This window comes from Oceanospirillum maris DSM 6286 (assembly GCF_000422865.1).
GTDB classification, from domain to species: Bacteria; Pseudomonadota; Gammaproteobacteria; order Pseudomonadales; family Halomonadaceae; genus Oceanospirillum; species Oceanospirillum maris.
Genome location: NZ_AUGW01000011.1, coordinates 127,613 through 153,759, shown reverse-complemented (window position 1 = coordinate 153,759; position 26,147 = coordinate 127,613). Strand labels below are relative to the sequence as shown.

Sequence of the window (26,147 nt, the reverse complement as noted above, 5' to 3'; positions counted from 1 at the left end):
AGGTTAAAAACAACGAGGTATTTCATGATTGTTCGTCAACTTCAAGATGTTGAAAAAACCGACCGCTGCGTAAAATCCGATAACTGGAAAAGCGTTCGTATGTCTCTTAAAAATGACAATATGGGTTTCTCTTTCCATATCACAACGATCTATGCCGGTACTGAAACGCCGATTCATTACCAGAATCACCTAGAAACGGTTTACTGCATCAGTGGTTACGGTGAAGTAGAAACGGTTGCCGACGGAAAGGTTTATCCTATTAGCCCCGGCACCATCTATATCTTAGACCAGAATGACAAGCATCTACTTAGAGCCCACGAAGGTGAAGATATTGTTTTTGCTTGCGCCTTCAATCCACCGTTAAACGGTAAAGAAGTACATGATGAAAACGGCGTATACCCACTAGATGCTGATGAGCTGGCAGAATAGCAGTCCGGTTATCGAAAACAGATAACGAACAGCACTAGCTGCTTTGAACAAAATAGCCCGCTGCCTTTAATCAATAGCAGCGGGCTACTTTTTTGTACCCCTCTTCTTGGCACCACCTTTACATTCACTAATCACGCCCGTTACCCAAACTCTGTTTATCAGTTGACCCACTAGAATACAGCTTAAAACGCCAAGCCTTCTGTATGCCTTCTAGCACCAGTAAGCCCACCGCGATCCAAATAGCGATATAGGTTAACCATTCATGATCTGCAATACTCTCTCCTAATAGCAATGAGACAAAAACCAGCAGTACCGGCTCTAAATAACTGAGCAGACCAAAAAGGCTGAACGTCAACATTTTTGCTGACAACAGATAGAAAATTAGCGCCAGCGCACTAATCAGGCCAAGACCGATGACGAGCCACCAAAGCGACGCATTCTCAGTAAAAGCACTTTGGTCACCAGAACCGAAAGCAAACCAAACCGCCATGGGCAATAGCAAAAACATATCACACCAAACACCACCAAGGTGATCATTGCCCTGCCAACGTCTCAGTAAGAAATAAAGTGGATAACCGATAGCCACGACAAACGTTTCCCAAGAAACCCCGCCGGTATAAAAAACCTGATACCCTACGCCAAAAACAGCAGCGATTACCGCTAGAACTTGTAAACGCGACAACTGTTCTCCATAAACAATACGCCCCAGAACCACCATCACCAAAGGCATCATAAAGTAACCCAAGGATACCGGTAGACCACGGCCATTAACCGGCGCCCACATAAACATCCAAAGCTGAACCCCCACCAAAAAAGCTGATAACGGCAATCCTAGCCAAAGAAAAGGTTTGTGTTTGATTTCCCGTACCAGAGACAGGATAAGTCGCCACTCACCCGTCAGCCAGAGATAAAGGCTAACACTCGGCAAGGTTAGTAGCATACGCCATCCAAAAATCTGCTCACCATCAAGTGGAACCAGCCATGCGGGATAGTAATAAAGCACTGCAAACAGCACTGATGACGATAATAATAAAATAACACCGTTCATGTTTCAGATGACTCCCGTCCCTATAACAAATTCAATGGCAAATTTAACCCGAGATGGTAACAGGTTTACTGAAAAGATTAAGCGCTGATCTACAAACCAACTGAAAACAAAATATTGTTTATTTTTCAGTGAGTTAAATATATCTTTCGCACTCAAAAAAATAGACAATTCTCCGCTAGGGATACAGCGAAAGTTCAACTCATGCTTATATACGCTTATAAAAAAACGTCCCTAGGCTTAAAGCCTGTAAAATTCAGGACTGTCCCGTCAGTTTATGCTAGCTAAACCCTATAAACCCGTTATCATTAGCTATTGATAGACTCCACAACTAGATTAATATTAAGAAGACTCATGCAATCGTACGAAGAAGTTCTTGTAGCTATCCGCCAAATCATACGCGGCATCGACCTCCACTCCAGAAGGCTAAATAAAAGCACTGGCCTGACAGGCCCTCAGCTGGTTATTTTGCAAGAACTAGAAAAGGGCGGTGAGCACTTCACAATCCGAGAGTTATCTCAGATGGTCAATTTAAGCCAAGCAACAGTAACGACCATTTTGGATAGACTGGAAGTTAAAGATCTCGTTGTGCGCCAGCGCAGTACTATTGATAAGCGTAAAGTGCATGTTCTTTTAACAGACAACGGTAAAGAGCTGCTTAGCGATTCGCCAAAGGCACTACAGGAAGAGTTTATCGCTAAGTTCCAAAGCTTAGATAACTGGGAGCAAAACCTTCTACTGTCCTCAGTTCAACGTATTGCTCAAATGATGAATGCTGAAAAACTGGATGCTGCACCTTACCTAGAAGTCAGTAGTTTTACCCCCGAAAAGAAGTAAATCCGCTCGACAACATCCCAAGACGACGCCCGCGACAGATTCTTTCATTGTAGCGCGCGTCGTTTTTTTATTGGCTAACGCTAAAATGCTCTTATTTGATTGATAACACAGGCTTATCCCATGGAACAACTCAACACTCCCCAAGGTCAATTCCAACTCAGCCGTTTCCCTATCCGACCTAAAGACAGCCTACGAGCTTGGGATGCCGCCGATGAGTATCTCCTTAACTATCTTAATGATGAAAATATTGCCCTCAAGGGTAATATTCTGATTATCAACGATACCTTTGGGGCTTTAAGCACTGCCCTTGCAACACACAAGCCGACAACCCTGAGCGATTCTTACTTAGCAGAGCAGGGGATCAAGCAGAATTTACAGCACAATCATCTCGCTCCAGACAGCGTTCATTTTATTAATAGCCTGCAAACACCAAACACAACATTGGATCTTGTGCTGATAAAAATCCCTAAAAGCCATGCGATGCTAGAAGAGCAACTACACCGCATTCGCCCTTTTATTAATGCCAAGACTACCATTATCGCCGGTGCGATGACCAAGATGGTTCACACCAATACGTTAAAGCTCTTTGAGCGCTTAATTGGCCCAACAAAAACATCCCTTGCGGTTAAAAAAGCACGGCTTATTTTTTCAACCGTTACGGATATCAACTTACCAGAAAACCCTTATCCTCTGTCTTTAAATCTATCCCCAGAGAAATTCACCCAACAGGAATACACCATGAGCAACCATGCCAATGTATTTTCTCGGGAAGGTATGGATATCGGTTCTCGCTTCTTCTTAGAAACACTGGTAAAAAGCCAGCCGGTTTCCGACGAAGCACTTTCAATGGTCGATCTTGGCTGCGGTAATGGCATTGTGGGTTTAATCGTTGCCGAACGTTTCCCCAACGCTCAATTGCACTTTGTAGATGAGTCCTATATGGCCGTCGATTCTGCTCGCATCAATTTTCAGCACGCTTTTCCAAACCGAAGCGCACAGTTTAGCACCATGGACTGCCTAGGCGGGCTAGAGGAAAATAGTGTGGATATGATTATGAATAATCCGCCGTTTCATCAGCAAAATGTGGTGGGAGACTTTATTGCACAGCAGATGTTTATAGAATCGAAGAAAGTATTAAAGCAAGGCGGCACTCTATGGGTGGTAGGCAATAGGCATTTGGGTTATCAAGGTGCGCTTAAGCGCCTTATGGGTAACTGTACGGTTATTGCTAGTAACAAGAAATTTGTCGTTTTAAAAGCCATAAAACGCTAACGGAAACGATAAAAGCCCCTCAATATTAAACATTCAATGTTCAATTACTGAGGGGCTTTTAGTTAGTAGGAGATTTTCAGAAGCACTTCAAATAAAAGCTATTCAAATAAAGCCTCTTCTCTTCATCAGCAAAAATTATGCGGTTTTTAGCACTTTAGCTAAGCGCTGCAAACCTTCATCAATATCTTCCGGTGTCATTTGGCTAAAGCTTAAACGCAGTGCACGGGCCGCTGATTTTTCCACTTCAAAAGGTGTACCCGGTAAAGGAACCACCTTCGCTTCAATACCTTTTGTTAGCAGATCGCGTGTATCTTGCTCAAGCTCTAACCAGAAGAACATACCGCCAGCGGGTAACTTCCATTTAACGCTTTCTGGCAGGTACTGCTTCAACAGTTTCTGCATTAAATCACGCTTCGTGCGGTAATGGTTTTGCAGGCGATCAATATGTGCAGGCAGATTACCAGAAGCAAGGTAATCACCAATGATTTTCTGACCCAAACGGTTACTGTGCAGATCCGTCGCTTGTTTAGCACGCAGAATCCAAGGGTACAAGTCAGGATGAGCAACCACATAACCGGTACGCAGACCTGGCCATAACATTTTGGAGAAAGAGCCCATGTACATCCACGTTGCTTTCTTCAAATAAGAACAGATAGGTCGGGTAAAGGCGTTATCGTAGTTCAGAACACGGTACGGGTCATCTTCAATCAAGGTAACATCATAACGATCCAGCAGCTCCGCAACAGCAATACGTTCTTGTTCGGTGTAGCTGTAACCCGTTGGGTTTTGGAACGTAGGAATCAAATAAACCATACGCGGATTATTATTCTTTAACTGCTGCTCTAGAGATTCTAGGTTAACGCCGTTCTCACCTAGATCGAAGGGTAACAAATCAGCACCTAAGCCGCGCAAAACCTGCAGCATAGCCAAATAAGTAGGGTCTTCAACAACCACTTGAGTACCAGCGTCAACCAAAATGCGAGCCGCTAAATCCAAACCCTGCTGAGAACCCGAAGTGATCATAACCTGATCTTCAGTACACACTAAGCCCTCTTGACCCAGCCACTTAACAAGCTCTTGCTTGATCAGCACCTCACCATCAGAAGTACCGTATTGCTTAATGCTGGTTAATGTTGAATCATCCAGCACGGGCATTTCTGGCATAACAGAGGCATCGGGCAAACCACCGGCAAAAGAGATCATGCCCGGTTGTTGACTAACCGATAAAATTTCACGGACAGGGGAACCCGGTAAACGATTAGCGTAAGCGGACAGTTTCAATTCCGGTGAAGGACTGGACATTAGAGTGATCCTTTTGAATAAGTGATGACAGTGTAGTGACAACGTATAGGCTCCATTATGGAAACGGAGCAGACACACAGAAAAGATACAGTTCGCTAAAAGCAGCCCATACAGTCTACAATAACAGGCATACAGATTAATAAAATTTTATCATATTGAATAAAATGCGCAAACAGATGCCTGATCAAACCGATTTACAGAGCCATACACCCAACCCTCTCTATAAACAGGTGGGCCGAAAGCTGCACGAACGCGTCATTCAATATGCTAAGCCGGATCAAAAACTTCCGAGCTTACGCCAAGTGAGTGAACGCTTTGATATTAGTTTAAGCACAGCCCAGAGTGCCTATCAATATTTAATTGATCAAGGCTTAGTGGTTGTACGACCACGTTCCGGCTACTATTTACCGAAGCAGGTCGTGCCTAGTACGCTACAGCCACAGATTCCAGCCGCTAATCCTGCTGCAGAACGGGTCAATGTTAGCGAACTGATGATACACATGCTCTCACTTAGCCGACAGAAACCCGTCATCAATTTAGGCACGGCGGTTCCCGAGCCGGGCTTACTACCCTTAGAAGCCCTTGCTAAAATACAACGCCAGATCAGCCGAAAACCCCAGTGGGCCTACGGTGGTTACAGTCCCGTGGGTGGTGAGCCTTTACTTCAACAGGCCTTGTCGCAACATTTACAACAACGGGAAGTACACTGCACACCCGAACAACTGCTGATCACCAATGGCTGCACCGAAGCACTGCGTATCGCTCTAGGGGAATGCACACGCCCTGGCGATGTAGTCGCCATTGAGTCTCCCACCTATTTTACCATTTTGCAGCAACTGGAAAGTCTAGGTTTAAAAGCACTGGAAGTGCCCACATCACCCGAAACAGGTATTGATTTAGACCACCTCGCCTCGATGATGTCAGCGATTCGCGTGGATGCCTGTGTCGTCAATCCGGTGGGTCATAATCCCTTAGGCTTTGTTATGCCAGAAGTGCAAAAAAAAGCATTAATCGAGCTGTGCTACCGACACGGCACGCGGCTTATTGAAGATGTCATCTATCTGGATTTAAGCTACACCGACTATCATGTACGTTCGCTACGATCACTGGACACCTACGGTATCGTCAGTCAGTGCGGGTCATTTTCTAAAAGCCTATCACCTGCACTTCGAGTCGGTTGGCTGCTTCCCGCAGAAGACACTCATTCTGCTACTGCGCGAAAGTTCCTCAATAACGTGAGTGTCAGCACGCCTTGCCAACTCAGCATCGCTTATATGCTAGAGCAGGGGCTATATCAGAAGTCTGTCCGTAAAAATGCGGCCCAGCACAAAAACCGTGTTCATCAAACCCGAGAATGGGTACTGCGTTATTTCCCAGAAGGAACACGGGTGTCGCTCCCCCAAGCAGGATTTGTGCTTTGGATCGAGCTACCCGAACCGTTTAAGGCGATTTCCTTGCATGAACGAGCCTTAGAAAAAGGCGTCATGTTTCTACCCGGAGATGTCTTTTCCCCTACCAGTGATCTTTACAGCCGCTATTTAAGAATTAACTGCTGTGCGTGTCCTGAAGAGGAAGTTTTAGAAGGCATTAAACGTATTGGCCGCTGCTTTTAATCACCCAAGTAATCACTCAAGTTTTAACCATCAAACCACCAGCGGCTCCAAGCAGGCAATTAACTCCGACTCTAGTGCGTCAGCTCGATCAAAGGGAACCTCGCTAATCAACTCGAAACGAGAGTCCCGTCGATAAGCGATAGGGTAACAATCGGATTCTTGCCCAACGCGGTTATAAAACTGCCACTGATCTCTCACGCGATAGACCGCTTTTAAGCGTAATAGGTTAGGTATTGCTGCTAACCATTGCTGCAAAGCAACTTCATTAAATTTATCCTCGTCATGAAACAGCCAGCCCAAGGTATAAAACCCCACACCTTGACCTGAAAGCCGGATGGGTTGATGGGGCTTAACCTGCTGCAAAGCCTCAGCGGAGAAACTTTCTGGAGTCTCGCCAATACCACCATGCTCATGATGATGTTTTGAGCCGTGGTCATGATGATGGTCGTGGTCATGATGATGGTCGTGGTCATGATGATGGTCGTGGTCGTGGTCGTGGTCGTGGTCGTGGTCGTGGTCGTGGTCGTGGTCATTAGAGATCAATTCTTGATCATAGAATACTCCGTCACGGCCATAGGCTAGCAAGCTCGTATCTAGCACGCCTTTTTGGGCACGAACAACCCGCTGCTTAGGGGGAAACATACCTAAAGCGGCCTGCTCAAAGCGAGCCGTTTGCTGCTCAGTCGCTAGATCCGTTTTATTAATAACCAGAATATCCGATAGACTCAACTGGTCTTGGAAAATCTCATTTTCCCTAACCCGTTCATCCTCTATGGCACGAGGATCCACAAGGCAAATCACTGCCCGTACATCAAGAGCCTTAGCAAAGAGCTCATTGGTCAAGGTATCCAGAATCCCCGCAGGATGGCCAATTCCCGTTGGTTCAATAATTAACCGATCTGGCCGATACAAACGGATCAATTTTACCAAGGTGGCCGATAACACTACCCCTAAACTACAGCAGATACAGCCCCCTGGTAGCTCTTGTACTTTAATGCCGCCCTCTGTTTCGCTGGTATTTTTCTCAGTATAAGCCGCCTGATCAATACCAATCTGACCAAACTCATTAACCACCACGACCCACTGCTCATGTGCAGGCTTTTGTGCTAAAAGATGCTGAATAGCCGTTGTTTTTCCTACCCCTAAAAAACCAGTAATAAGATGTGTTGGAATCAGTTTAGGGGCAATATCAGTATTTTTTTTCAAGAAAAACTCCAGATTAACAAACAGAATAGAGCAACGATGAAGCAGGCTAGATTATGCGGCCATATAATACTTAATCAAGCCAAATGTTACATAACAACATTTCGCTTGAGTATTCAATATTCATCCCCGCATCTAATCCTACAGCCTGCGAAGCTTTATTTGCTATGCTAGCGACGTTTCCAATACAACAGTTTCCAATACAACAAGAAAAGATAAGGAACCACCATGAGTCGCCAAAGTCGAAACCCTTTCCTGCGCCTACCTGTTTGCGAAGGCAATGACGTTATTCAACGACTGATCCATGCCGATCATATATTGGAAATTTCAGAAAATGACGAACGGTCCTGCAATATAGAGCTGGTTAACGGTAAAATTTATTTAGTCGAGTTCGATCTAAAGACAATGGAGCTTCTACTCAACCAAGCCTTCGGTCATGAGCTTGCACGCCCATCGCGAGACCTTTAGATCAAATAAAAAAAGGATATGCCGCCATGCAATCACCTGCCGAACAACCAGAAATCATACGTATTCAGCTACATACTCTTGATGCATCAAACAATGCTGGCGGGCAAAAAAGCCCTCAACAAGACCTGCTGCCGGTTGCCGTCATTTATACGGGCGGCACCATCGGCATGGTTAACAGTGAACAGGGCCTAATACCTGGGGGGAATATGTCCCAGCGCCTGTTAAAAGCCCTGTTGCGATTGCCCTCAGAACGCTTTCAAGCCCTACCAAACTTTGACTTAATAACATTACCCCGCTTAATTGATAGCTCGAACGCCACACCCCATGATTGGTTGCAGCTCAATCAGCTCATTCATCAATATGCCGCACAGTACCACGCCTTTATTATTTTGCACGGCACAGACACTTTGGCCTATACCGCTTCTGCTCTCAGTTTTATCGCCCCCTCAAACAAAAAAATATTGATCACGGGTTCTCAGTATCCGTTAGAAGCTGACAATACCGATGCGATCAACAATATTGAAGGCGCACTGCTTTATACTCAGCTTAGCTCTCATCAAAAAAGTCTTAAACAAAATAGCCCAGAAAAAAATAGTCTTGAACAACAGGTATCACCACCCATCAGCAATAGTACGCCTTCAGAACTTGGTGTATCCGGTGTCTTTGGCGGCAAAATACTGCAAGGCAACCGTATGACGAAGGTAAGCACCTACTCACCACAGGGGTTTGATAGCCCAAACACCGAGCCGCTACGCTTTTACAATCATGGCAAACTACAACCAAACACTCAAAAAGCGCCAAGCACGGAGACAATCACCACCATCACTAAAATAACCCCAAAGCCGCAGCTTCAGGTGTCGGACGCCCAAGTGGTTATTTTAAAGCTTTGGCCTGGGATTCAAGCCCATCAAGTGGGCAGCTTGCTGGCTTCACCCATAAAAGGGGTCGTATTAGAAAGCTATGGTAGCGGCAATGCCCCAGATCTGAACCAACCATTATTAGCCGCATTAAAAGCAGCAACTGATCAAGGCATTATTATCGTCAATCGCAGCCAGTGCCCACAAGGCTCTGTCAGTACAAACTACGCGGCAGGTTCTGCCTTAGCGAAGGCCGGTATTATTAGTGCTTTTGATATGACCTGCGAAGCTGCTTTTAGCAAACTAAGCTTGTTGCTCATGTCTGGTTTATCCATAGAAGACGTTAAAATAGCATTTCAACGAAACCTTAGTGGCGAATTCAGCGTATAGTCATTAGCAGACTAGATATCAGCCCTATGGAGCTTAATGAATGTCAGTGCTTACACCAGCGACCACCGCACAACCTAATTTTTACCGCGACCTGTCGGCGGTACAAGATTTTTCCAAGATATTAGTGCTGGATACCTATCAACCTGTACCGGATGATTGGTTTGTTTTAGTGGCAGATGTGGTTAACTCAACCGGTGCCATTTTGAACAACCGTTATCAAGATGTGAATACTCTAGGCGCTAGCTGCATTATTGCAGTGCTAAATGCATGTAAAAACAACATCATTATTGATGATCAAACAGCGTCTAAAAAAACAGCTGCCATTCAAAACAGCCGAGAAAATATACCCTATGTTTTTGGCGGTGATGGGGCCTCTTTTTGCGTACCTCCATCTTATCTTAATCAAGCTTTAGCAGCCCTCAAAGGTACCCAAAAAGTATCACAGCAAGCCTACAGCCTTGAGTTGCGGACAGGCTTTATTGCTGTTTCAGCGTTAAGAGACGCAGGACACGAAGTTCTGGTAAGCAAGATGCAAGTCAGCAACCATGCCTTTCAAGCGGCCTTTGCCGGTAGCGGTATGACCCAAGCCGAGCTTTGGATAAAGCAATACCCAGATCGCCACGCTATACCTGACAATATACCGGCAGAGGCTGACTTTAGTGGACTGCAATGTCGCTGGGATCGTATACCAAGCCCAAAGGAAGAAACCGTTTCACTCTTGATAGAGAGCCGTTGCGAATCCCTAAGCAAGCAAAGCGACCTCTACCAGCAAACCATGAACAAAATCACCGAAATCTACGGTGATCAAGATCAACACCACCCTTTGCAAGCGGATAAAATGCATATGACGCTATCCGCAGAAAAATTACGCACGGAAGCCCGCCTCTACTCCGTAGGAAAAAGCTGGCTATACAAGCTGAGCTATGGCGTTAAAATTCGTGTAATTGCGGTAATCGGTAGCCTGATGATGGCTAATAATGTCGTTATCAAAGGCTATAACTGGGGTGGCTATAAGGAAGATATGATTCATCACTCCGACCACTTAAAATTCGACAATATGTTAAGAATGGTGCTCGCAGGCAGCCACGAACAGCGCCAACAGTTGGGATCTTGGTTAGAGGAGCAGTACCAAGCCGGCAAGCTTTATTATGGCGTGTCTCAATCAGAAGCGGCTTTACTCACCTGTTTGGTTTTTCAGCATGGTACCGATCATTTCCACTTTGTGGATGGCGCTGATGGAGGTTACACCCTAGCGGCAACTCATCTAAAGCAACAAAAAAAGACGGATAATCAGGCAATGGAAGCCAGCTAATGGCGCTACCCCGATCCTTACTTGGGCATTAATATATCTTGCGTTAAATATTGCATCGCACAATTTGTAAGAGTAAAGTCGATATGCAGCATATAGGCGGACATTATCTAATATAGTGCTAATGTGAGCTAATACAGCGCTAATGGCATGACGTCTTGATTCGATAAGTCTGGTGCGTACTCAATAAGATAACAGCAATCTGTTAAAGCTTTAGTTATCGGTAGTAAAAAAAAGGAAGCAGTATGTCAGAGCAAGAGTTTCAAGCACTTCAGCAGTGGGATAACAACGATCTGCTAGACGGTGTAAAGAGATTACTTACCGTATCAGAGGTCAACAGTTTGACGGATCTTTTCCGACTGAATGAGTTGGCTGAAAGCTATCGTCGTACGTACCCATTAACGGACAAGGTAAAGGCATAGCCCTGTTAATATAGTCCAATTTAAAGATAGCCCCGTTTAAAGGCGGGGCTTGTTTGCGGTGAAATAGCTAACTTTCTCAGGTTAGCCTTTACAGCCAAACGGCATTTCAATAGAGTTCGCCCTCTGCAGAAACGGGGTAGCGAACAATGCAACATTCTCATCCAGAACAAACTCAATCCGCTAAATTACAACAGCCTAAGTCACAAAAGCATGATGTCATTATTATTGGAGCCGGTGCTGCAGGTTTAATGTGTGCGATTAGTGCAGGGCAGCGCCAACGTGATGTACTGATACTGGATCATGCCCGTAAAACCGGCAATAAAATTATGGTATCCGGTGGTGGTCGCTGCAACTTCACCAACTATTATATTGAGCCGAATCGCTACCTCTCACGCAATCCCCACTTTTGCAAATCCGCCTTAAGCCGTTATACCCAATGGGATTTTATCGCCTTGGTCGAGAAACATGGCCTGCCTTACCACGAAAAAGAAGAAGGCCAGCTATTCTCTGACAACAAATCCAAGGCCATACTGGATATGATGTTAAAGGAAGTCGCCAGTGCCGGGGCGCGTATTCAGCTAAAAACTGAAATCGTAACGATTACCGCCTTGCCGGAAAAGGCCGCGCCCTATCGCTACCAACTACAAACACGGCACGGGGAAGACCAGCACGTTTATCAGTGCCAGTCTTTAGTGGTCGCCACTGGTGGGCTATCTATGCCAACCATGGGAGCCAGTGGTTTTGGCTATCAAGTAGCCGAGCAATTTGGTATTACACTACTGCCACGCAGTGCAGCACTTGTGCCCTTTACCTTACAGCCCGATGAGAAAGCATTAACAGAGCCTCTTTCAGGCCTCAGCACACCAGCGACTTTAACCTGCGAACCGGCCTCAGATAGCGAAGCCAGTAAAGACGGTAAGAATACTCATCCGCGCCCAAGCATAAGCTTTACCGGTAGCCTACTCTTTACCCATCGCGGCCTGAGTGGCCCACCAGTATTACAAATATCGTCTTATTGGCGGGCAGGGGATACCCTAACCATTAACCTGTTGCCGGATATTGAGCTGGATGAACATCTAAAAGAACTGCGCCAAAATCGCCCGAAGGTAGAGCTTAAAACAGTACTCAGTGAACATTTACCCGCCCGCCTTGCCAAAGCGATCTGTGAGAACTGGTTTGAAAATACGACCATCAGCGAGCTTAGTAACGCTAAAATCACCGAAATTACAGAAAAGGTACAGCGCTGGCAGCCGAATATCTCAGGTACCGAGGGCTACCGTACAGCAGAAGTGACCCTTGGCGGCGTGGATACCGATGAACTATCCTCCAAAACCTTAGAGGCGAAAAAAGCCCCAGGACTGCACTTTATCGGCGAAGTTGTCGATGTTTCAGGCCATTTAGGCGGATTTAACTTTCAATGGGCGTGGAGTTCTGGCTGGGTAGCTGGGGAGGTTGTTTAAGTTTTGCTTCGCATATTTCAAGGCTAACGTTTAAACAAGAGCGAGAATAAACCCTCGCTCTTGTTTCAGTCCTTCAGGCTCACTTCAATTAACCGTCCTGATCGACCGGGTCTCCTTCCTGCCATGCACAGACGCGGTTACGGCCACTATTTTTAGCCTTGTAAAGTGCGGCATCGGTATGCTGATACCAATGAGAGAAACCTTCATTCTCAGCAAGCTGAGCAACGCCAATGCTCACGGTAAATCGAGGAAGGTTCGGGGCGGCAATATTCTCAACGGCGGTGCGGTATTTATCCGCTAAAGCCACCGCATCATCAACGGCGACATCAGGCACCAACACTAAAAACTCTTCACCACCCCAGCGAACAAGGTGATCTGTGGCGCGCATTTGGGCGGTTAGAGTAGCGGCTAATAGCTTTAAAACATCATCGCCAACTTTATGCCCGTATTCATCATTAACATGCTTAAAATGATCAACATCCATGATCATCAAGCTTACCGGTGTCCCTTTACGCTGATTTCTTGCCATCTCTTGCTTAATCAACTCTGCACTGCCATGACGATTTAACAACCCTGTTAGTTGATCCGTATGAGCTAGGTTAATCGCCTCTTGCTCTGCCTGCTGGCGCAGCAATACTTCTTTCCCTAATCGCTTATTTAAGCGGCTATACCAAGCGATAACGGCCCCTAAAATGAGGACGGTAGCTAAAACACCAATACCCGTAATCCACCAATTCGTGCCTTTTTGGTAGCGAATTGAGATCCACTTATTGATAATTTCTTGCCGTTCAAACGCTGTCGTCTGTGCAATGGCCTTATCTAGAATACTGAGCAGCGGCTGCAAACTCTTCTGCACCCCCATGCCCAGTTGCCAATTTTTATCAAATTCTGAAGATACTTTCAGCTGACCAAGATATTCATGTTGAATTGAGTAACCAACGGAGACCAACGAGTCCGCATAACCAAATAGCTCACCGGCCTGAACTTTCTGTAAACCTTCATCAATATTAGCTACTTCGACAAAATTGAGGTCAGGGTATTGCTCAACCAAAACGGGATAAAAAGCGTAGCCACTACTAACCCCTATACGCTTACCGGTCAGTTGAGTGATATCAGCAATATAGGGGATTTGGATATCGGTTGCCAACACAAGAGGTGTTTTAATATAAGGCTGGGTGAAATTTAGAAACTCTTCCCTTGATGGCGTTTGCGTTATTAAAGGAAATATATCGCAAAGTCCCTCTCGCCCTAATTGTAAAGACCCTTGCCAGCTCTTACTGGGCACAAGATCAAACTGAATATCTAAGCGTGTTTCAATAAGCGCTAGAAAATCCGCAGAAATACCAACATGCAGACCCTTGTCAATCGCCTCTAACGGCAACCATCTAGGATCAACACACGTTGTGATATGTTTACGCTCATCTAAAAAAGCAATTTCTTCTTCGCTTAAACCCTCAACGCCTACGGTATCAAACTGGTTCATCCATTTGCTTTTTAATGCAGCGGCCTCGCTATAGGAAATTTGAGCATGGGCTTTAACCAAAATACTGCGTAAAAGCTCATTACCTTTGGTAACGCCCATCGGCAGTACCGTTGTCTGGGGAAGCGCTAAGCCTTCTACTTGACTAACATTTAAATTACTCAGCCAGTTCTTTTGAATATAAAACTCTAAAGCCGGTAAACTTCCCACCGCAATATCGGCCTTACCGTCTGAAACAGCGAGTACCGCACCAGCGGTTGATGTGCTCATAAACAGTTTGTTATCAGGGTAGTTTTTCTTAAGATAAGCGTGCAAAAACGTATTTTTAGAGACAGCAATCACTGCATCTTTGAGCTGATTTTGGCTCAGTTGCATATCTTTTCGGAAAACAGCCCCTGTTGTGTACTCAATATGACTATAAGGCGTGTAATCCACAAACTGCTGACGTTCTTCTGTAATAGCAATATAGGGGATTAAATCTAGCTCGCCTTTTTTTAGCTTGTCTAGCGCCTCAAACCACGGCTCTGATTCAAATCTAATATCAGCACCAAGCACTTGCCCCATCAGGCGCACATAGTCTAATGAGTAACCTTTTAATGAACCGTTTTCCATAAAACTAAAAGGAGGGAAGGCATCTGAAACATAAACAGAAATATAAGGCTTACCGTTCAGGTACGCCTGCTCTTCAGGCGTCAGTTGTAAATCCGAAGCCGCGAAGGTTTGAAAAGGGAAAGTGATCATCAAACATAGCATCAGAATACAACTCAAGCGTAGTGCAAAAGCTGAAAGTTCAGTCTGAAAACCTATAAACGGATCGCGCTGAAATAGGACTTTTAGCAAAATAAAACAAGCCTCTTAATAAAAAAATCAAACAAGCGGCTTATTAAAAAAGCCAAAACTATCAAAAAGAAAGCATAACAACCTTTTCATTATGATACAGAGCAGAGCTGTAGTACACACGATAAGAAGCACATACGACAAAAGACCTCATTGAAATTAGAACCTTTACATTACATTACCGACCACGCCAGCCGACAACTGGTTCACACAGCCTAAGACTGTTAAGATACGCGCCGATGTTTTTACGCCCTCTGGCCTGTAACGTACAGGAGGCCTTCAGGGGAAATATCCATGATAGGCTTTAATAAGGTGGATTTAACCCCACGGATCTAGGCTTTTTCACTCTGGGATAAGAGCGGAAATAATAAAAAATGATGAGTATGAAGAATCAAACGATAGACTTGTTTTCCCCAGACCATGATCATGGTTTGCGCTTTCATGAAGAACCCGACCTGAATTTTGCCCATCAGTGGTCATCAGTTCCTGTTCACATAAAAGAAGCGGTAGAGCTATCTAAAAGCTTGCCAGTGGTTTTTCATCGTAACCCAATGGGGACTATTGAAATTATCGCTCTTTTTACGGCTCATGGTGACCATCTCATTAAGAATGGTCAATGGAGTCTAAAGCAGCAGCCCAATTTGCTGAGAATGTATCCTTTCACGTGGATGCTAAAACAGCGAGATATTAAGCTAGCGTACTACCCCCAGGCACCGCATTTTCAGGGAGCAGGCCAAAAACTGCTAACCTCTAAAAGCAAGCCAACCCGAAAACTACGGGAAGTCATTAACGATCTGGATCGTGCCCAGCGTTTATTTTCTGTCACGGGTCAACGGATGATGGAGCTAGTACGCTTTGATCTCTTAATGCCCATCACTGTGGCCCAGAATATTACGCTGCCACAGGAAACCTACCTAATATTGAAAGAACCGGTTGCAGAAGACATTCGCAGCCAACTGAGTCCAGAAGTTGCTCACTTATTAGACTGTCATGTTAAGAGCTTAAGCTTACTGCCTGCCATTAACGGTGCCGTTATTACGGATACTAGCACTACCGCAAATGCCGCTGCACCAAGTAAGCCTGAAAAGGTTAAAGCTAAACCTGCAAAAACCAAGAAGGCAAAAGCAGAGGACATCAGCGGTACTGTTGGCATTGATCATATTATCGAGCAAGCTTGCATTCAATTTGAGGTGAGCCGAGATGACCTACAAAGCCGCAAGCGTAATAATACGCTAACGCAGGCTCGTAATAATCTAGCAACTGAAGCTAAAGCCGCTAGCATCTTAAAAGAGATGGCTGTTTGGTTAGAGCGCTCTCCTGCAACACTCAACAGCTGGTTGAAGTAGCCTAGTGTTTTAGGGATAAAACCATTGCTGTACAGGAAGATAAGGTGGGTCTTTTTACCCACCTTATCTTTTTTATTCACGCTTGTTCCTCTGTGCAACAACGAGCTTTACTTTGCGTCTTAGCATCTCTGTTTTCTTATTTCTTATATCCAATAAAACCCAAATGTTACCCAGTGCTTCAGGCAGGTTCAATATCGTGGGCTAGCATATGAGATTTTACAATATCAGGCAGTGCAACCACTTTACGCTCACGCATGGAAAACCAACCAAATATAGCCTTATGACGTGCCGCTAGCTCGCCATCCTGACGATAAATGCTATTAACCAGCTGTACCGATTTAGCAGATCCTGTTGGTTCACCAATTTCTATCGTGACATCGACCACTTCGCCCATAAATAACTCGCGGAAATACTCCGTTTCCTCTTTAAATAACACAGGCCCTAACCCTTGCTGTTTAAGCCACTCAGGAGTCATGCCAATATCAATCATGTAACCTATACGAGTGTGGGCGCAAAAATCAGCATAGGCGCTGTGGCGCATATGTTGGTTGGCATCACAGTCAGCCCAACGTACTTCAATTTTCTTGCTAAATAATACCGGTTGCTCAGTCATTTTATCGTATCTCCATTGTTGATCTTAAAACGTTGATCTTAAAAACGCTGACCTTAAAAAAGGTTGAATACGTTAGCCCAAAAAAACAGAAGCCTGACTCTATCACTCAGATTTTTCAATCGCAGTTGCAGCATTGTGGCGTTTTCTTTGGTATAAGTTAAATTCATAATTCAAATCCAAGTCATGATTTTTAATCATCAATACAATAACAACAATGGTCGAGCACGATGAATATTCGGACACTTAAAAAAATCGATCTTAATGCATTAGTCACGCTCAAGGTGCTATTAGATGAGCAGCATGTTACCCATACCGCAACCCAGCTCAATCTAACTCAATCAGCTGTTAGTCGGACTTTAGCCAAGCTACGGGATATGTTTAATGATCCACTACTTGTTAAATCGGGCAAGCATTTAGCCCTAACCAATCGCGCAGAAAAGCTACAGCCGCAACTTAACGCTCTACTAGAAAGCGCCAGCGCTCTATTGCTACCAGAACAATTTGACCCTGCCACCTATACCGGCAGTATTCGACTAGCCACCACAGATTATGGAACCCACAGTCTATTACCACGCCTAGTGCCAACCTTAAATGAGGTAGCCCCCAAAGTTAGCTTAACCGCTGTGGACTGGCGCTCTAATCTGTTAACTGAATTAGAAGAAAACCGTGTTGATCTTATTATTGGCGGTGCAACTCAACCCCCTGCCGATATTTTTCAGCGGATCGTCGCCCATGATCGCTTTGTGGTGGTGGTACGACGGGAACATCCCAATGCCCAAGGGGTGAGCTTAGATGATTATCTGACGCAAAAACATGTGATGATTAGCCCAACAGGCACAGGTACCAGCGGCATTGATGACGTGCTTTCATTAGAAGGGCACTCGCGTCATATTAGCGTGCGAGTGCCTCACTTTTTTGCCGCATTAGAGATTATCGCTACGACAGACATGATGATTCTACTACCGGCCAAATTTGTACGCCGCTATGTATCCGCCGAAAAATATGCCGTACTAGAACCACCTTTTGCTATTCCTGAAATGGATATTTCAATGTTCTGGCACGCTCGTATTCACCACGACCCTTTGCATAAATGGTTTCGCCAGTTTATCTACGACACCATTTATGATCGAACCAAGGTGTGACTGCTCCCCACCCTGACCGGCGAGGGTTTACGCGGAGTTTTGCTAAGCGCTTCAAATACACTGATGCTCTAACGATGGGCTAAAGCATTTTCAGGGCAGTTTAGTGCGATACGCTCCTGCTCCTCATCTAAGATAGATTGAGGGAACTGTCCCATAAAGCAGCAGCAAATATTCTCACCTATCATGGTTCTTGGGCCTAAAGGATGGCCTATATGCCGGTAAACACCGTGACTATGGCTGTGGGAATGATCATGGGAATGATGATGACCGTGATCATGTGAGTGTTTATGAGGCTGAAACTCTGCATGATGGTGATGAATATCCACCTCACCAGACGCTAAACGGCGCTTAAAGGCGCTCATTAGACTTTCTGGCCCAGCTTCGTCTTGCTGCATAATCTCCCGTACGCGAACTTCAAAAGCGTCGATCACTTTTTCATGGTCGTTTAAGTACTGCGCCTTAATAAACTCGATCTCTGGATTTTCCGCCGCAACTTTATCAACGTAGCCGTAAATCCGCTTAATCAAACGTCCGGTGAACAGGAAGTAAGGGGCAATAACCACTCGCTTATAACCCAATTTGAGTAGCTTCTCTAAGCCAACCCCAACAGAAGGGTAGGTAACGCCGGAATACACGGTATCCGCCCAACCAAAGCCCATATTCTCGTTGACGATTCGGGTTAGCTTTGCAGCCTCCGCATTCGCATGTGTATCAGATGTGCCACGTCCCACCACCACCAGTAATGTGTCATATAAGTTGTCTGGTGGGTTATTCGCATCCAGGCCTAATGACTCATAAATCCGGGTCTGAAAGGCGGAGATCATCGCATCATGCAAACCCAGCTCACTGCCGTATTTAACCGTTAAACCCCGCTGAGAATCCTGAAACGTGGTCAACACTGAAGGAATATCATTTTTGGCATGGGTCGCGGCAAATAGCATTCCCGGTACGGCATAAATTTCTTCAACACCTTGATCCACTAACGCATTTAAGCCCATATGGATATTCGGTGCAGAAAACTCCAAAAAGCCATATTCCACAGGTAGATCGGGAAAACGTTTTTTTAGCCCTTCTGCCACACGGCCAAACTCACGTTCAGCATCTTTATCTCGGCTACCGTGCCCACACACCATAATGCCTTGCTTTGCCATATTATTATCTCCCTTAAACGCTAATACGATCTGTTAGAAAAAATTCAATCAACTAAAATAACTCAGGTTTACCTATCGAAGATAAACCTTCTCGGGCTTCATCTAATGCCAATAGCAACTGCTGTAACTGTTGCTGATAATGTTCTGGCTGCTGCCATTGCCCGCGCTGGATCGCCTCCATTAGGCGTTCCGCCATCTCTTCCAATGCATTGGGGTTATGCTCCTGCAAAAACGCTTGATTGGTCGTATCAAGCACCAGCGCATCGGCCACTTTTTCATATTGGTAATCGTCAATCAGGTCTGTGGTTGCATCATAGGCGAAGAGGTAATCAACACTGGCCGCCATCTCAAAGGCGCCTTTGTAACCATGCTCTCGCATCCCATTAATCCATTTAGGATTTAACACCCGACTGCGGATGACGCGATTCAACTCTTCTTTTAAGGTGCGAATGTTAGGGTCTGCAGGATTTGAGTGATCCCCATGATAGACCTGCGGTGTTGTGCCAGAATACACAGTAACCGCGTTGCTCATGCCGCCTTGAAACTGATAGTAATCATCGGAATCCAGCAGATCATGTTCTCGGTTGTCCTGGTTTTGCACCACCGCCTCCAACTGAGAAAGACGATACTCAAAGGCTTGATGTGCTGCCACACCGTCGCCAGAGGGTTGATCTGATGATGAATCCTCATCGGTACCGCTGCCATAGGCATATCCCCCCCAATTGAGATAAGCCTCCGCTAAGTCGCTCTTTTTCTCCCAACAACGCTCATCAATTAACCCCTGTAAACCCGCGCCGTAGGCTCCCGGTTTGCTACCAAAAACGCGATAACTGGCTTGGCGTAGCGCCTGTGCAGAGCTAAGCCCCTCTGCAATTAACCCCTGCTGACGCTTAACAATATGAGCTTTAATGGTATTGCCGTTACCCGCCTCTTGGTAATCCACCAAGGCCTGTACCGCCGCATCATAAAGCTTCATCACATTAGGGAAGGCATCACGAAAAAAGCCTGACACCCGCAAGGTAACATCAACCCTTGGACGACCTAGGCGTAAGCAGCTGACGATCTCAAAATCCACCACGCGGTTAGAGCCGCTAGCCCATACCGGACGTATGCCCATTAACGCAAAAGCCTGAGCAATATCATCGCCACCGGTACGCATGGTCGCCGTCCCCCAAACCGATAATCCTAGCTGTTTCGGGTAATCGCCCTGCTCTTGCAGGTGCCTCTGGATCAACGCCTCAGCGGAACGTTCGCCAATAGCCCAAGCAGCAGGCGATGGAATAGCGCGGCTATCTAAGGAGAAAAAATTACGCCCCGTTGGCAGCGTATCTAACCGCCCCCGAGTCGGTGCGCCACTTGGCCCCGGCGGTACAAACTGCCCATTAAGACCTGAAACCAAAGAGTGTAATTCTAGATGAGCACTTTGTTGCAATGCTTTGAATAATCTATTTTCCACATATTCAAATTGCTGTGCCGTTCGGGGTAAGCGTGCTAAATCTAAACTAAAGCCATTCGCCGTATCAGAATTAGAACAGGAGTCATCGTCTAATAAATAACGCTGAATCAGCGCCAGCGCCAATAGCTCTAATCGCTCTCGGGTATCTGCACGGGTGCGCCACGGACGAGTGCTTTGTGCGACGAGAATATCAGGCTTGGCTCCTAGCCAAGGTTCTGCATCGGCTTTTAGGGGATTAAATATACCGCCATCAGCCTGTGTAACAGCCAAACCTAAGTCTTGACTAAGATTATGCAGAATACCTTGGCTCTCAGGAGTGCTACCCCGAGGAAGTCGCAACAAAGCCACTAAGGTATCCGCTAGCTTATCCCGCTCCGGTAGCTGCCCTAAAATATGCAGGCCGTGCCGAATCTGAGCTTCTTTAATCTCACAGAGATAGGCATCTAACTGCTCTAGAACCTGATTATCATCAACGCCTTTTGTCGATAGGCGTTCAATCGATGGGGGTTCAGTTGATGGGGGTTCAGTTGATGGGGGTTCAGATATATTTAAGCCTAATTCTTCCAACAGATGACTGCTTTGCACCTGCTTTAGAATCTCTTGTTTGAGCCAGTCTTCACGGCGTTGATCCATCCCCAGAGCTTGATAATACTCATCCACGAGATTCTCCAGCTCTGCCAGCTCGCCATAGCTTTCAGCCCGAGTCATCGGTGGCATCAGATGATCAATAATAACCCCCTGAGTACGACGCTTAGCCTGCGCGCCTTCTCCGGGGTCATTAACGATAAAGGGATAAAAATGCGGCAATGGGCCAAGGGCAATATCCGGCCAACACTGAGCCGATAAGGCGGTTCCCTTGCCGGGCAGCCATTCTAAATTGCCGTGTTTACCCACATGCACCACCGCGTCCACTTGATAGCAGTGTCGTAGCCAAAAATAAAACGCCAGATAACTGTGGGGCGGCACAAGATCAGGGTCGTGATAGTTAGCGACCAGATCAATATTGAAACCCCGTGCAGGTTGAATACCGATAAAGACATCCCCCAAACGCAAGCCTGATAGCATCAATCGACCGGCGCGGTATTTTATATCTTGCTGAGGCATTCCCCAACGCTGCAATACCGCTTGCTGGTTAGCCTCCGGCAACTGCTCAAAATACTGTTGGTATTCATTCAGCGCCATACTTTGCCAGCAGGGCAGTTGATGCAGCGTATTGGGGTTATTCGTTACCGACTCCAGCAACCATTCAATCAGCTCTGTTCCAGATTGCGGCAAATCATGCTCGGGTAATGGATAGCCCGCCTCGGCCAACGCCCGCAGAATATTGACCATGGATTGCGGTGTATCCAACCCAACACCATTGCCGATACGACCATCTTTAGTGGGGTAGTTGGCTAAAATAAGTGCAATACGTTTGTCTTTATTCGCCTTTGCCCCTAAACGACAATAGGCCTTTGCCAACTGAGCAACGAAGGTGGCACGCTCCTGATGCAATTGGTAACGCACCACAGGAAGCTGGCAGCGTTCATCAAAATGAGATTGGGCTTTAAAACTAATCGCACGACTGATAATACGACCGTCCATCTCTGGCAGTACCACCTGCATAGCAATATCTCTGCTGCGTAATCCCTGGCTGTATTGCTGCCAATCCTCTTGAGTGCTACCGGATAGAATCAGCTGCAGCACCGGAATCTGGCGTTCAAAAGGGGAATCAAACAGGGTTGGCTCAGAGCTTACGCCCTGTTCAAGGATGTCCCGATGAGCACGACTCTGATTCTGATACGTCTGATTCTGTTGAACACGATTACTGGCAAAGCTGGTGCTATTTAAAATCAAGCAGGCGTTATGTGCTTCCACCAACTGATTGACCAAAGTAAGGGATTCAGCATCTTTAAGAGAGGATACCGCCACTGCCAGAGGATTAAGTCCTTGTTGGCGTAACAGGGCTAAGAACTGATCAAACACCTGCGTGTTTGCGCTTTGAAGATGGCTGCGATAAAACAGCAGCACACAGACCGGTTGATCTGATGGAGTATCAGCCTCTTGATAAACCAAGGCGTTAGGCAACATTTGTGGCTCTTGCCATGCGTGAAGATAAGCTCTTGCAGGCGAACGATCACTTAATCGGTCATCCGCTAAGAACGAATCAAGCAATAGCTGATCCATTAAAAAGCGCAGCAGATTTTCACTGTTTGCCACGCCCCCTTGACGCAGATAAGCCCAAACTTTTAAACAAATGTCTTTTGCCACATTAGAGGCACCGAACAGCTCAAGGTCAGGGCTGTTATCCCCAGGCACCAGAATCAACTGACGTTTTTTCCCCTTGGAAGTATAGCCTTCACTCCAACGCTGCAACCGCTCAAACCCATAGGGCCAATAACTTTGCCCACCTAATAGTGACACCACCACCAACTCTGTTTCTTCCAGCACGGCGCTTTCATACAGATCATAGGCCGCAGGTTTTAATAGCTGCATCCAGTTTGCCAACCGGATTCTGGGTTCATGTTTATCAGAGCTAACGCCTGTGGCCAAAGCGTCCGAAAAACGAGAAACTCCAGCAGACAAAGCTGCAAGGCTAGTGTCTGCTGCCGCCAAAATAACCAGATCCCCAGGGCTTTGCTGTAAATCGACAATACCTTCATCGTCCACAAAACCACCGGGCTGCGCCGCTAACAGATGCATATCAGACCGCCTTGTTCAGTACCGCTTCAATATCGGCTTGATGGATACCTTTACCAATAAAGACCAACTGCGTTTGACGGGCTTCATTCGATTGCCACAGGCGATCAAAGTAACATTCCAAACGTTGACCTACCGCCTGTAAAACCTGCCGCATCGGTTTATCCGGCAAGGCCGCAAAGCCTTTAATGCGAAAGATATTCTGTTGCTGCAGCAGTTGGTTCAAACAAGCCTGTAGGCGCTCGCTATCCACTTCCGGCAGGGTGACCACAAAGGAGTCAAAATGATCATGGGCATGTTCGTGATGAGCACCATGACTATGGTGATGATCGTGGTGATTATGTACCTCGTTAATATGCTCTTCTGTGGCAGCACCCACACCCAAAAGCAGATTAAGATCCGTTGCATGGTGATCCAAATACAGGGTTTTCACCTTGTCGGACACCTGCTCGGCAACCACTTTGGCGACGGTTTCTTGCTCCGCCTCAGATAGCAGGTCTTGCTTGCTGACAATCACTAAATCGGCGGCACTGAGCTGGTCGTCCAACAGTTCTTGCAAGCTAGGATCATGATCAAGACTTTCATCCGCAAGGCGCTGAGCTTGGACACGGGCCTCGTTATCCGCAAAGCGACCCGCAGCAACGGCGGGGCCATCAACCAGTGTAATCACCGCATCAACGGTGCAGAACTGTTTAATGTCAGGCCAGTTAAACGCCTGAACCAGAGGCTTAGGCAGTGCAAGTCCACTGGTTTCAATCAAGATATGGTCAATATCATGGCGGCGCGCCACCAATTGCTGCATAACCGGTAAGAACTCTTCCTCTACCGTGCAGCAGATACAGCCGTTAGCCAGTTCGTAAATACCTTTTGTTCCTAGGGTGTTCTGTCCATCGACGACGTTCTGTCCATCAACACCATCCTGACCATCTGTTTCGCACTCCAAAGGACACGAACGTAGCAGTTCAGAATCAATATCCAGCTCACCAAACTCGTTCACAATCACCGCAATACGCTTGCCAGCCGCTTGTTTTAGTAAGTTCGATAATAGAGTGGTTTTACCACTGCCTAAGAAACCAGTAACAATCGTGGCGGGAATTTTATTCAGTTGCATCCTGTGCTCGCTCGCTCTGTCTGTTTGCTTATTAACGCTGTTTTTAATCCGCGGGACTTATAATCTGCGGATCTTATAATCCACGAACCCTAGGCCGAAAAACATGGGCCTGATCCTTGTGATACAAATAGGAATCGGCAAAGTCATCACTGTCTAAAACATGCCCCACCAAAATCAAACTGGTTCGGGTAAACCCCTTAGCACGCACTTTAGCGACAATATCCTTTAAAGTGCCGGTCACTTTATCTTGGTCTGGCCAAGAGCTGCGATAACAGACCGCAATCGGGCAGTCTTCGCCGTAATGAGGTATCAGCTCTGCCACAATTTTATGGATACGGGTAACGCCTAAGTGAATCGCTAGTGTTGCGCCACTACGGGCCAATTCAGGTAAACGTTCCCGCTCGGGGAACGGGGTTTTACCCTCGTAACGGGTCAAAATTAAGGTTTGTGAGACACCGGATAACGTGAGTTCTTTCCCCAGATAAGCCGCCGATGCGGATACAGCACTTACACCGGGGATCACCTCATAGGGAATACCCTCATGCTCTAAGCGCCGGATCTGTTCACCAATAGCACCATAAAGAGCCGGATCACCACACTGCAAACGGGCAACGTCCTGCCCTTTGTCATGGGCGGCGGTAATATAAAGCATAATCTCATCCAGATTTAGCTGGGCTGTATCCGCAATGACCTCAGCCTTGCCCTCAACACTGGCAACAACCTCTCGGGGAATCAAAGAGCCCGCATACAGCACCACAGGACAAGCCTGCAGAAGACGCTGGCCTTTTAGGGTCATCAGCTCAGGATCGCCGGGGCCTGCACCTATAAAATAAACGGTCATACGGTTACCTCTTGCAAGACGTTTTCTGTCCTATCAACATCGGTGCCATCAACATCGGTGCCATCAACATCGGTCTCATCAACACCTGTACCGCCAGTTTTTAGCTTTTTACGGTAACCCCTAGGGGTATAAAGCCACTCTTTACTGCCGTTAATAATATGACGGGACTCGCTATTACCCACGCTAACCATGGTGAACATATCAACCTGTGAGGCATCCAGTTGATCTAAGCGCACAATACGAATCTGTTCATCACTGCGGGTTAACTGTCGTCCAATAAGAACTGGTGTGCTGGCCGGTCGATATTGCAAAAGCACATCCCGAGCATGGTTGAGCTGCCAATCCCGTTTTTTCGAAACAGGATTGTAGAAGGAGACAACAAAATCCCCTTGCCCTGCGCTATGAATACGCTGGTCGATGGTTTCCCAGGGCGTAAGCAGGTCTGATAAGGAGATGGTGCAAAAATCATGGCCGAGCAAAGCCCCCACACGACTGGCTCCGGCCTGCATCGCGGAGATGCCAGGGATCACCTCAATATCCACATCCAGCCATTCTGGATGCTGCTCCAATCCCTGTAACTGCTGATCTAACAGCTCAAACACCAAGGTTGCCATCGCATAGATGCCGATATCACCACTGGAGATTAGAGCCGTTGTTTTACCGCTAGCGGCTAAATCAAGAGCCAAACGCGCGCGGCCAATCTCCTCACCTAAAGGCAGGTCGTGGTGCTCTTTGTTCTGGCACAGATCGCCTAATAGATCTAAATAAAGGCCGTAAGCCACTAAATCACTACTGGCTTGAATCGCTTTAAGTGCCTTAGGGGCTACCAGTTCTAAATCACCGGGGCCGATACCGACGACATACAGTTGTTTTCTCATTATGAT

At 46.4% G+C, this 26,147-nt stretch carries 21 protein-coding genes; 11 read left to right on the top strand and 10 right to left on the bottom strand.

What is annotated here, in order from left to right; translation table 11 throughout:
- Positions 1-24 precede the first annotated feature (24 nt).
- A complete protein-coding gene (locus G517_RS0104555) occupies positions 25-429 on the top strand; it encodes an ectoine synthase (protein WP_028303433.1) in 405 nt (134 codons plus the stop codon).
- A 127-nt stretch (positions 430-556) separates the two neighbouring features.
- Here the strand turns inward: G517_RS0104555 and rarD are convergent, their stop codons facing one another.
- A complete protein-coding gene (rarD, locus tag G517_RS17725; RefSeq protein WP_051206037.1) occupies positions 557-1,477 on the bottom strand; it encodes an EamA family transporter RarD in 921 nt (306 codons plus the stop codon).
- Between the two features lie 351 nt (positions 1,478-1,828).
- Between rarD and G517_RS0104545 the strand changes: the two genes are divergently transcribed.
- Positions 1,829-2,311 (top strand): MarR family winged helix-turn-helix transcriptional regulator, encoded by a 483-nt coding sequence (locus tag G517_RS0104545; protein WP_028303432.1) that lies wholly within the window; start codon positions 1,829-1,831, stop codon positions 2,309-2,311.
- 120 nt (positions 2,312-2,431) lie between these two features.
- Positions 2,432-3,583 carry a methyltransferase gene (locus G517_RS0104540; protein WP_028303431.1) on the top strand — a complete coding sequence of 384 codons (1,152 nt, stop codon included), beginning with the start codon at positions 2,432-2,434 and terminating at the stop codon, positions 3,581-3,583.
- A 135-nt stretch (positions 3,584-3,718) separates the two neighbouring features.
- Here G517_RS0104540 and G517_RS0104535 read toward each other — a convergent pair whose 3' ends face one another.
- Positions 3,719-4,885, bottom strand: coding sequence for an aminotransferase-like domain-containing protein (locus G517_RS0104535; protein WP_051206035.1), 1,167 nt, complete (start codon positions 4,883-4,885; stop codon positions 3,719-3,721).
- Between the two features lie 176 nt (positions 4,886-5,061).
- On the opposite strand from G517_RS0104535, the gene G517_RS17720 reads away from it, so the two are divergent.
- Positions 5,062-6,498, top strand: a complete 1,437-nt coding sequence (locus G517_RS17720; protein ID WP_169447902.1) for an aminotransferase-like domain-containing protein — start codon at positions 5,062-5,064, stop codon at positions 6,496-6,498.
- A 30-nt stretch (positions 6,499-6,528) separates the two neighbouring features.
- Here G517_RS17720 and G517_RS20860 read toward each other — a convergent pair whose 3' ends face one another.
- Positions 6,529-7,704: a CobW family GTP-binding protein gene (locus tag G517_RS20860; RefSeq protein ID WP_036590351.1), complete on the bottom strand. Its 1,176-nt coding sequence runs from the start codon at positions 7,702-7,704 to the stop codon at positions 6,529-6,531.
- A 225-nt stretch (positions 7,705-7,929) separates the two neighbouring features.
- Between G517_RS20860 and G517_RS0104520 the strand changes: the two genes are divergently transcribed.
- From G517_RS0104520 to G517_RS0104500, 5 genes are all read left to right on the top strand, one after another.
- Positions 7,930-8,169, top strand: a complete 240-nt coding sequence (locus G517_RS0104520) for a hypothetical protein (RefSeq protein WP_028303429.1) — start codon at positions 7,930-7,932, stop codon at positions 8,167-8,169.
- A gap of 26 nt (positions 8,170-8,195) precedes the next feature.
- The gene (locus G517_RS17710; protein WP_051206032.1) at positions 8,196-9,416 is read left to right on the top strand and encodes an asparaginase; all 1,221 of its coding nucleotides are present in this window, start codon (positions 8,196-8,198) and stop codon (positions 9,414-9,416) included.
- Between the two features lie 40 nt (positions 9,417-9,456).
- Positions 9,457-10,728: a DUF3095 domain-containing protein gene (locus tag G517_RS0104510; RefSeq protein WP_028303428.1), complete on the top strand. Its 1,272-nt coding sequence runs from the start codon at positions 9,457-9,459 to the stop codon at positions 10,726-10,728.
- Between the two features lie 242 nt (positions 10,729-10,970).
- Complete coding sequence (locus tag G517_RS20690; protein WP_157833144.1) at positions 10,971-11,147, top strand: hypothetical protein; 177 nt, start codon at positions 10,971-10,973, stop codon at positions 11,145-11,147.
- Between the two features lie 146 nt (positions 11,148-11,293).
- Positions 11,294-12,607 (top strand): BaiN/RdsA family NAD(P)/FAD-dependent oxidoreductase, encoded by a 1,314-nt coding sequence (locus G517_RS0104500; RefSeq protein ID WP_084632062.1) that lies wholly within the window; start codon positions 11,294-11,296, stop codon positions 12,605-12,607.
- A gap of 88 nt (positions 12,608-12,695) precedes the next feature.
- Here the strand turns inward: G517_RS0104500 and G517_RS0104495 are convergent, their stop codons facing one another.
- Positions 12,696-14,828: a transporter substrate-binding domain-containing diguanylate cyclase gene (locus G517_RS0104495; RefSeq protein ID WP_169447901.1), complete on the bottom strand. Its 2,133-nt coding sequence runs from the start codon at positions 14,826-14,828 to the stop codon at positions 12,696-12,698.
- A gap of 479 nt (positions 14,829-15,307) precedes the next feature.
- On the opposite strand from G517_RS0104495, the gene G517_RS0104490 reads away from it, so the two are divergent.
- Positions 15,308-16,270: a SapC family protein gene (locus G517_RS0104490; protein ID WP_169447900.1), complete on the top strand. Its 963-nt coding sequence runs from the start codon at positions 15,308-15,310 to the stop codon at positions 16,268-16,270.
- A gap of 178 nt (positions 16,271-16,448) precedes the next feature.
- On the opposite strand, the gene G517_RS0104485 is transcribed toward G517_RS0104490, so the two are convergent.
- Positions 16,449-16,883: an acyl-CoA thioesterase gene (locus G517_RS0104485; RefSeq protein ID WP_028303424.1), complete on the bottom strand. Its 435-nt coding sequence runs from the start codon at positions 16,881-16,883 to the stop codon at positions 16,449-16,451.
- Positions 16,884-17,110: 227 nt separating this feature from the next.
- Between G517_RS0104485 and G517_RS0104480 the strand changes: the two genes are divergently transcribed.
- Positions 17,111-18,025, top strand: coding sequence for a LysR family transcriptional regulator (locus G517_RS0104480; protein ID WP_028303423.1), 915 nt, complete (start codon positions 17,111-17,113; stop codon positions 18,023-18,025).
- 68 nt (positions 18,026-18,093) lie between these two features.
- Here G517_RS0104480 and G517_RS0104475 read toward each other — a convergent pair whose 3' ends face one another.
- The 5 genes from G517_RS0104475 to cobJ form a co-directional block, all read right to left on the bottom strand.
- The gene (locus G517_RS0104475) at positions 18,094-19,176 is read right to left on the bottom strand and encodes a sirohydrochlorin chelatase (protein WP_028303422.1); all 1,083 of its coding nucleotides are present in this window, start codon (positions 19,174-19,176) and stop codon (positions 18,094-18,096) included.
- 52 nt (positions 19,177-19,228) lie between these two features.
- Positions 19,229-23,314, bottom strand: a complete 4,086-nt coding sequence (cobN, locus tag G517_RS0104470) for a cobaltochelatase subunit CobN (RefSeq protein ID WP_028303421.1) — start codon at positions 23,312-23,314, stop codon at positions 19,229-19,231.
- A 1-nt stretch (position 23,315) separates the two neighbouring features.
- Complete coding sequence (cobW, locus tag G517_RS0104465; RefSeq protein ID WP_028303420.1) at positions 23,316-24,422, bottom strand: cobalamin biosynthesis protein CobW; 1,107 nt, start codon at positions 24,420-24,422, stop codon at positions 23,316-23,318.
- Positions 24,423-24,495: 73 nt separating this feature from the next.
- On the bottom strand, positions 24,496-25,263 hold the full coding sequence (gene cobM / locus G517_RS0104460; RefSeq protein WP_028303419.1) for a precorrin-4 C(11)-methyltransferase: 768 nt from the start codon (positions 25,261-25,263) through the stop codon (positions 24,496-24,498).
- Positions 25,260-26,141: a precorrin-3B C(17)-methyltransferase gene (cobJ, locus tag G517_RS0104455; protein WP_028303418.1), complete on the bottom strand. Its 882-nt coding sequence runs from the start codon at positions 26,139-26,141 to the stop codon at positions 25,260-25,262. Before cobJ ends, cobM begins: the two co-directional genes overlap by 4 nt.
- Positions 26,142-26,147 lie beyond the last annotated feature (6 nt).

Bases quoted from the DNA above. Each gene is read 5' to 3' on its own strand.
- G517_RS0104510 (WP_028303428.1), top strand. From the start codon at position 9,457: ATGTCAGTGCTTACACCAGCGACCACCGCACAACCTAATTTTTACCGC.
- G517_RS0104500 (WP_084632062.1), top strand. From the start codon at position 11,294: ATGCAACATTCTCATCCAGAACAAACTCAATCCGCTAAATTACAACAG.
- cobJ (WP_028303418.1), bottom strand. From the start codon at position 26,141: ATGAGAAAACAACTGTATGTCGTCGGTATCGGCCCCGGTGATTTAGAA.
- G517_RS0104540 (WP_028303431.1), top strand. From the start codon at position 2,432: ATGGAACAACTCAACACTCCCCAAGGTCAATTCCAACTCAGCCGTTTC.
- cobN (WP_028303421.1), bottom strand. From the start codon at position 23,314: ATGCATCTGTTAGCGGCGCAGCCCGGTGGTTTTGTGGACGATGAAGGT.
- G517_RS17720 (WP_169447902.1), top strand. From the start codon at position 5,062: ATGCCTGATCAAACCGATTTACAGAGCCATACACCCAACCCTCTCTAT.
- G517_RS20690 (WP_157833144.1), top strand. From the start codon at position 10,971: ATGTCAGAGCAAGAGTTTCAAGCACTTCAGCAGTGGGATAACAACGAT.
- G517_RS0104535 (WP_051206035.1), bottom strand. From the start codon at position 4,885: ATGTCCAGTCCTTCACCGGAATTGAAACTGTCCGCTTACGCTAATCGT.
- rarD (WP_051206037.1), bottom strand. From the start codon at position 1,477: ATGAACGGTGTTATTTTATTATTATCGTCATCAGTGCTGTTTGCAGTG.
- cobM (WP_028303419.1), bottom strand. From the start codon at position 25,263: ATGACCGTTTATTTTATAGGTGCAGGCCCCGGCGATCCTGAGCTGATG.
- G517_RS0104475 (WP_028303422.1), bottom strand. From the start codon at position 19,176: ATGGCAAAGCAAGGCATTATGGTGTGTGGGCACGGTAGCCGAGATAAA.
- G517_RS0104495 (WP_169447901.1), bottom strand. From the start codon at position 14,828: ATGATCACTTTCCCTTTTCAAACCTTCGCGGCTTCGGATTTACAACTG.
- G517_RS0104520 (WP_028303429.1), top strand. From the start codon at position 7,930: ATGAGTCGCCAAAGTCGAAACCCTTTCCTGCGCCTACCTGTTTGCGAA.
- G517_RS0104485 (WP_028303424.1), bottom strand. From the start codon at position 16,883: ATGACTGAGCAACCGGTATTATTTAGCAAGAAAATTGAAGTACGTTGG.
- cobW (WP_028303420.1), bottom strand. From the start codon at position 24,422: ATGCAACTGAATAAAATTCCCGCCACGATTGTTACTGGTTTCTTAGGC.
- G517_RS0104545 (WP_028303432.1), top strand. From the start codon at position 1,829: ATGCAATCGTACGAAGAAGTTCTTGTAGCTATCCGCCAAATCATACGC.
- G517_RS0104490 (WP_169447900.1), top strand. From the start codon at position 15,308: ATGAAGAATCAAACGATAGACTTGTTTTCCCCAGACCATGATCATGGT.
- G517_RS0104555 (WP_028303433.1), top strand. From the start codon at position 25: ATGATTGTTCGTCAACTTCAAGATGTTGAAAAAACCGACCGCTGCGTA.
- G517_RS0104480 (WP_028303423.1), top strand. From the start codon at position 17,111: ATGAATATTCGGACACTTAAAAAAATCGATCTTAATGCATTAGTCACG.
- G517_RS17710 (WP_051206032.1), top strand. From the start codon at position 8,196: ATGCAATCACCTGCCGAACAACCAGAAATCATACGTATTCAGCTACAT.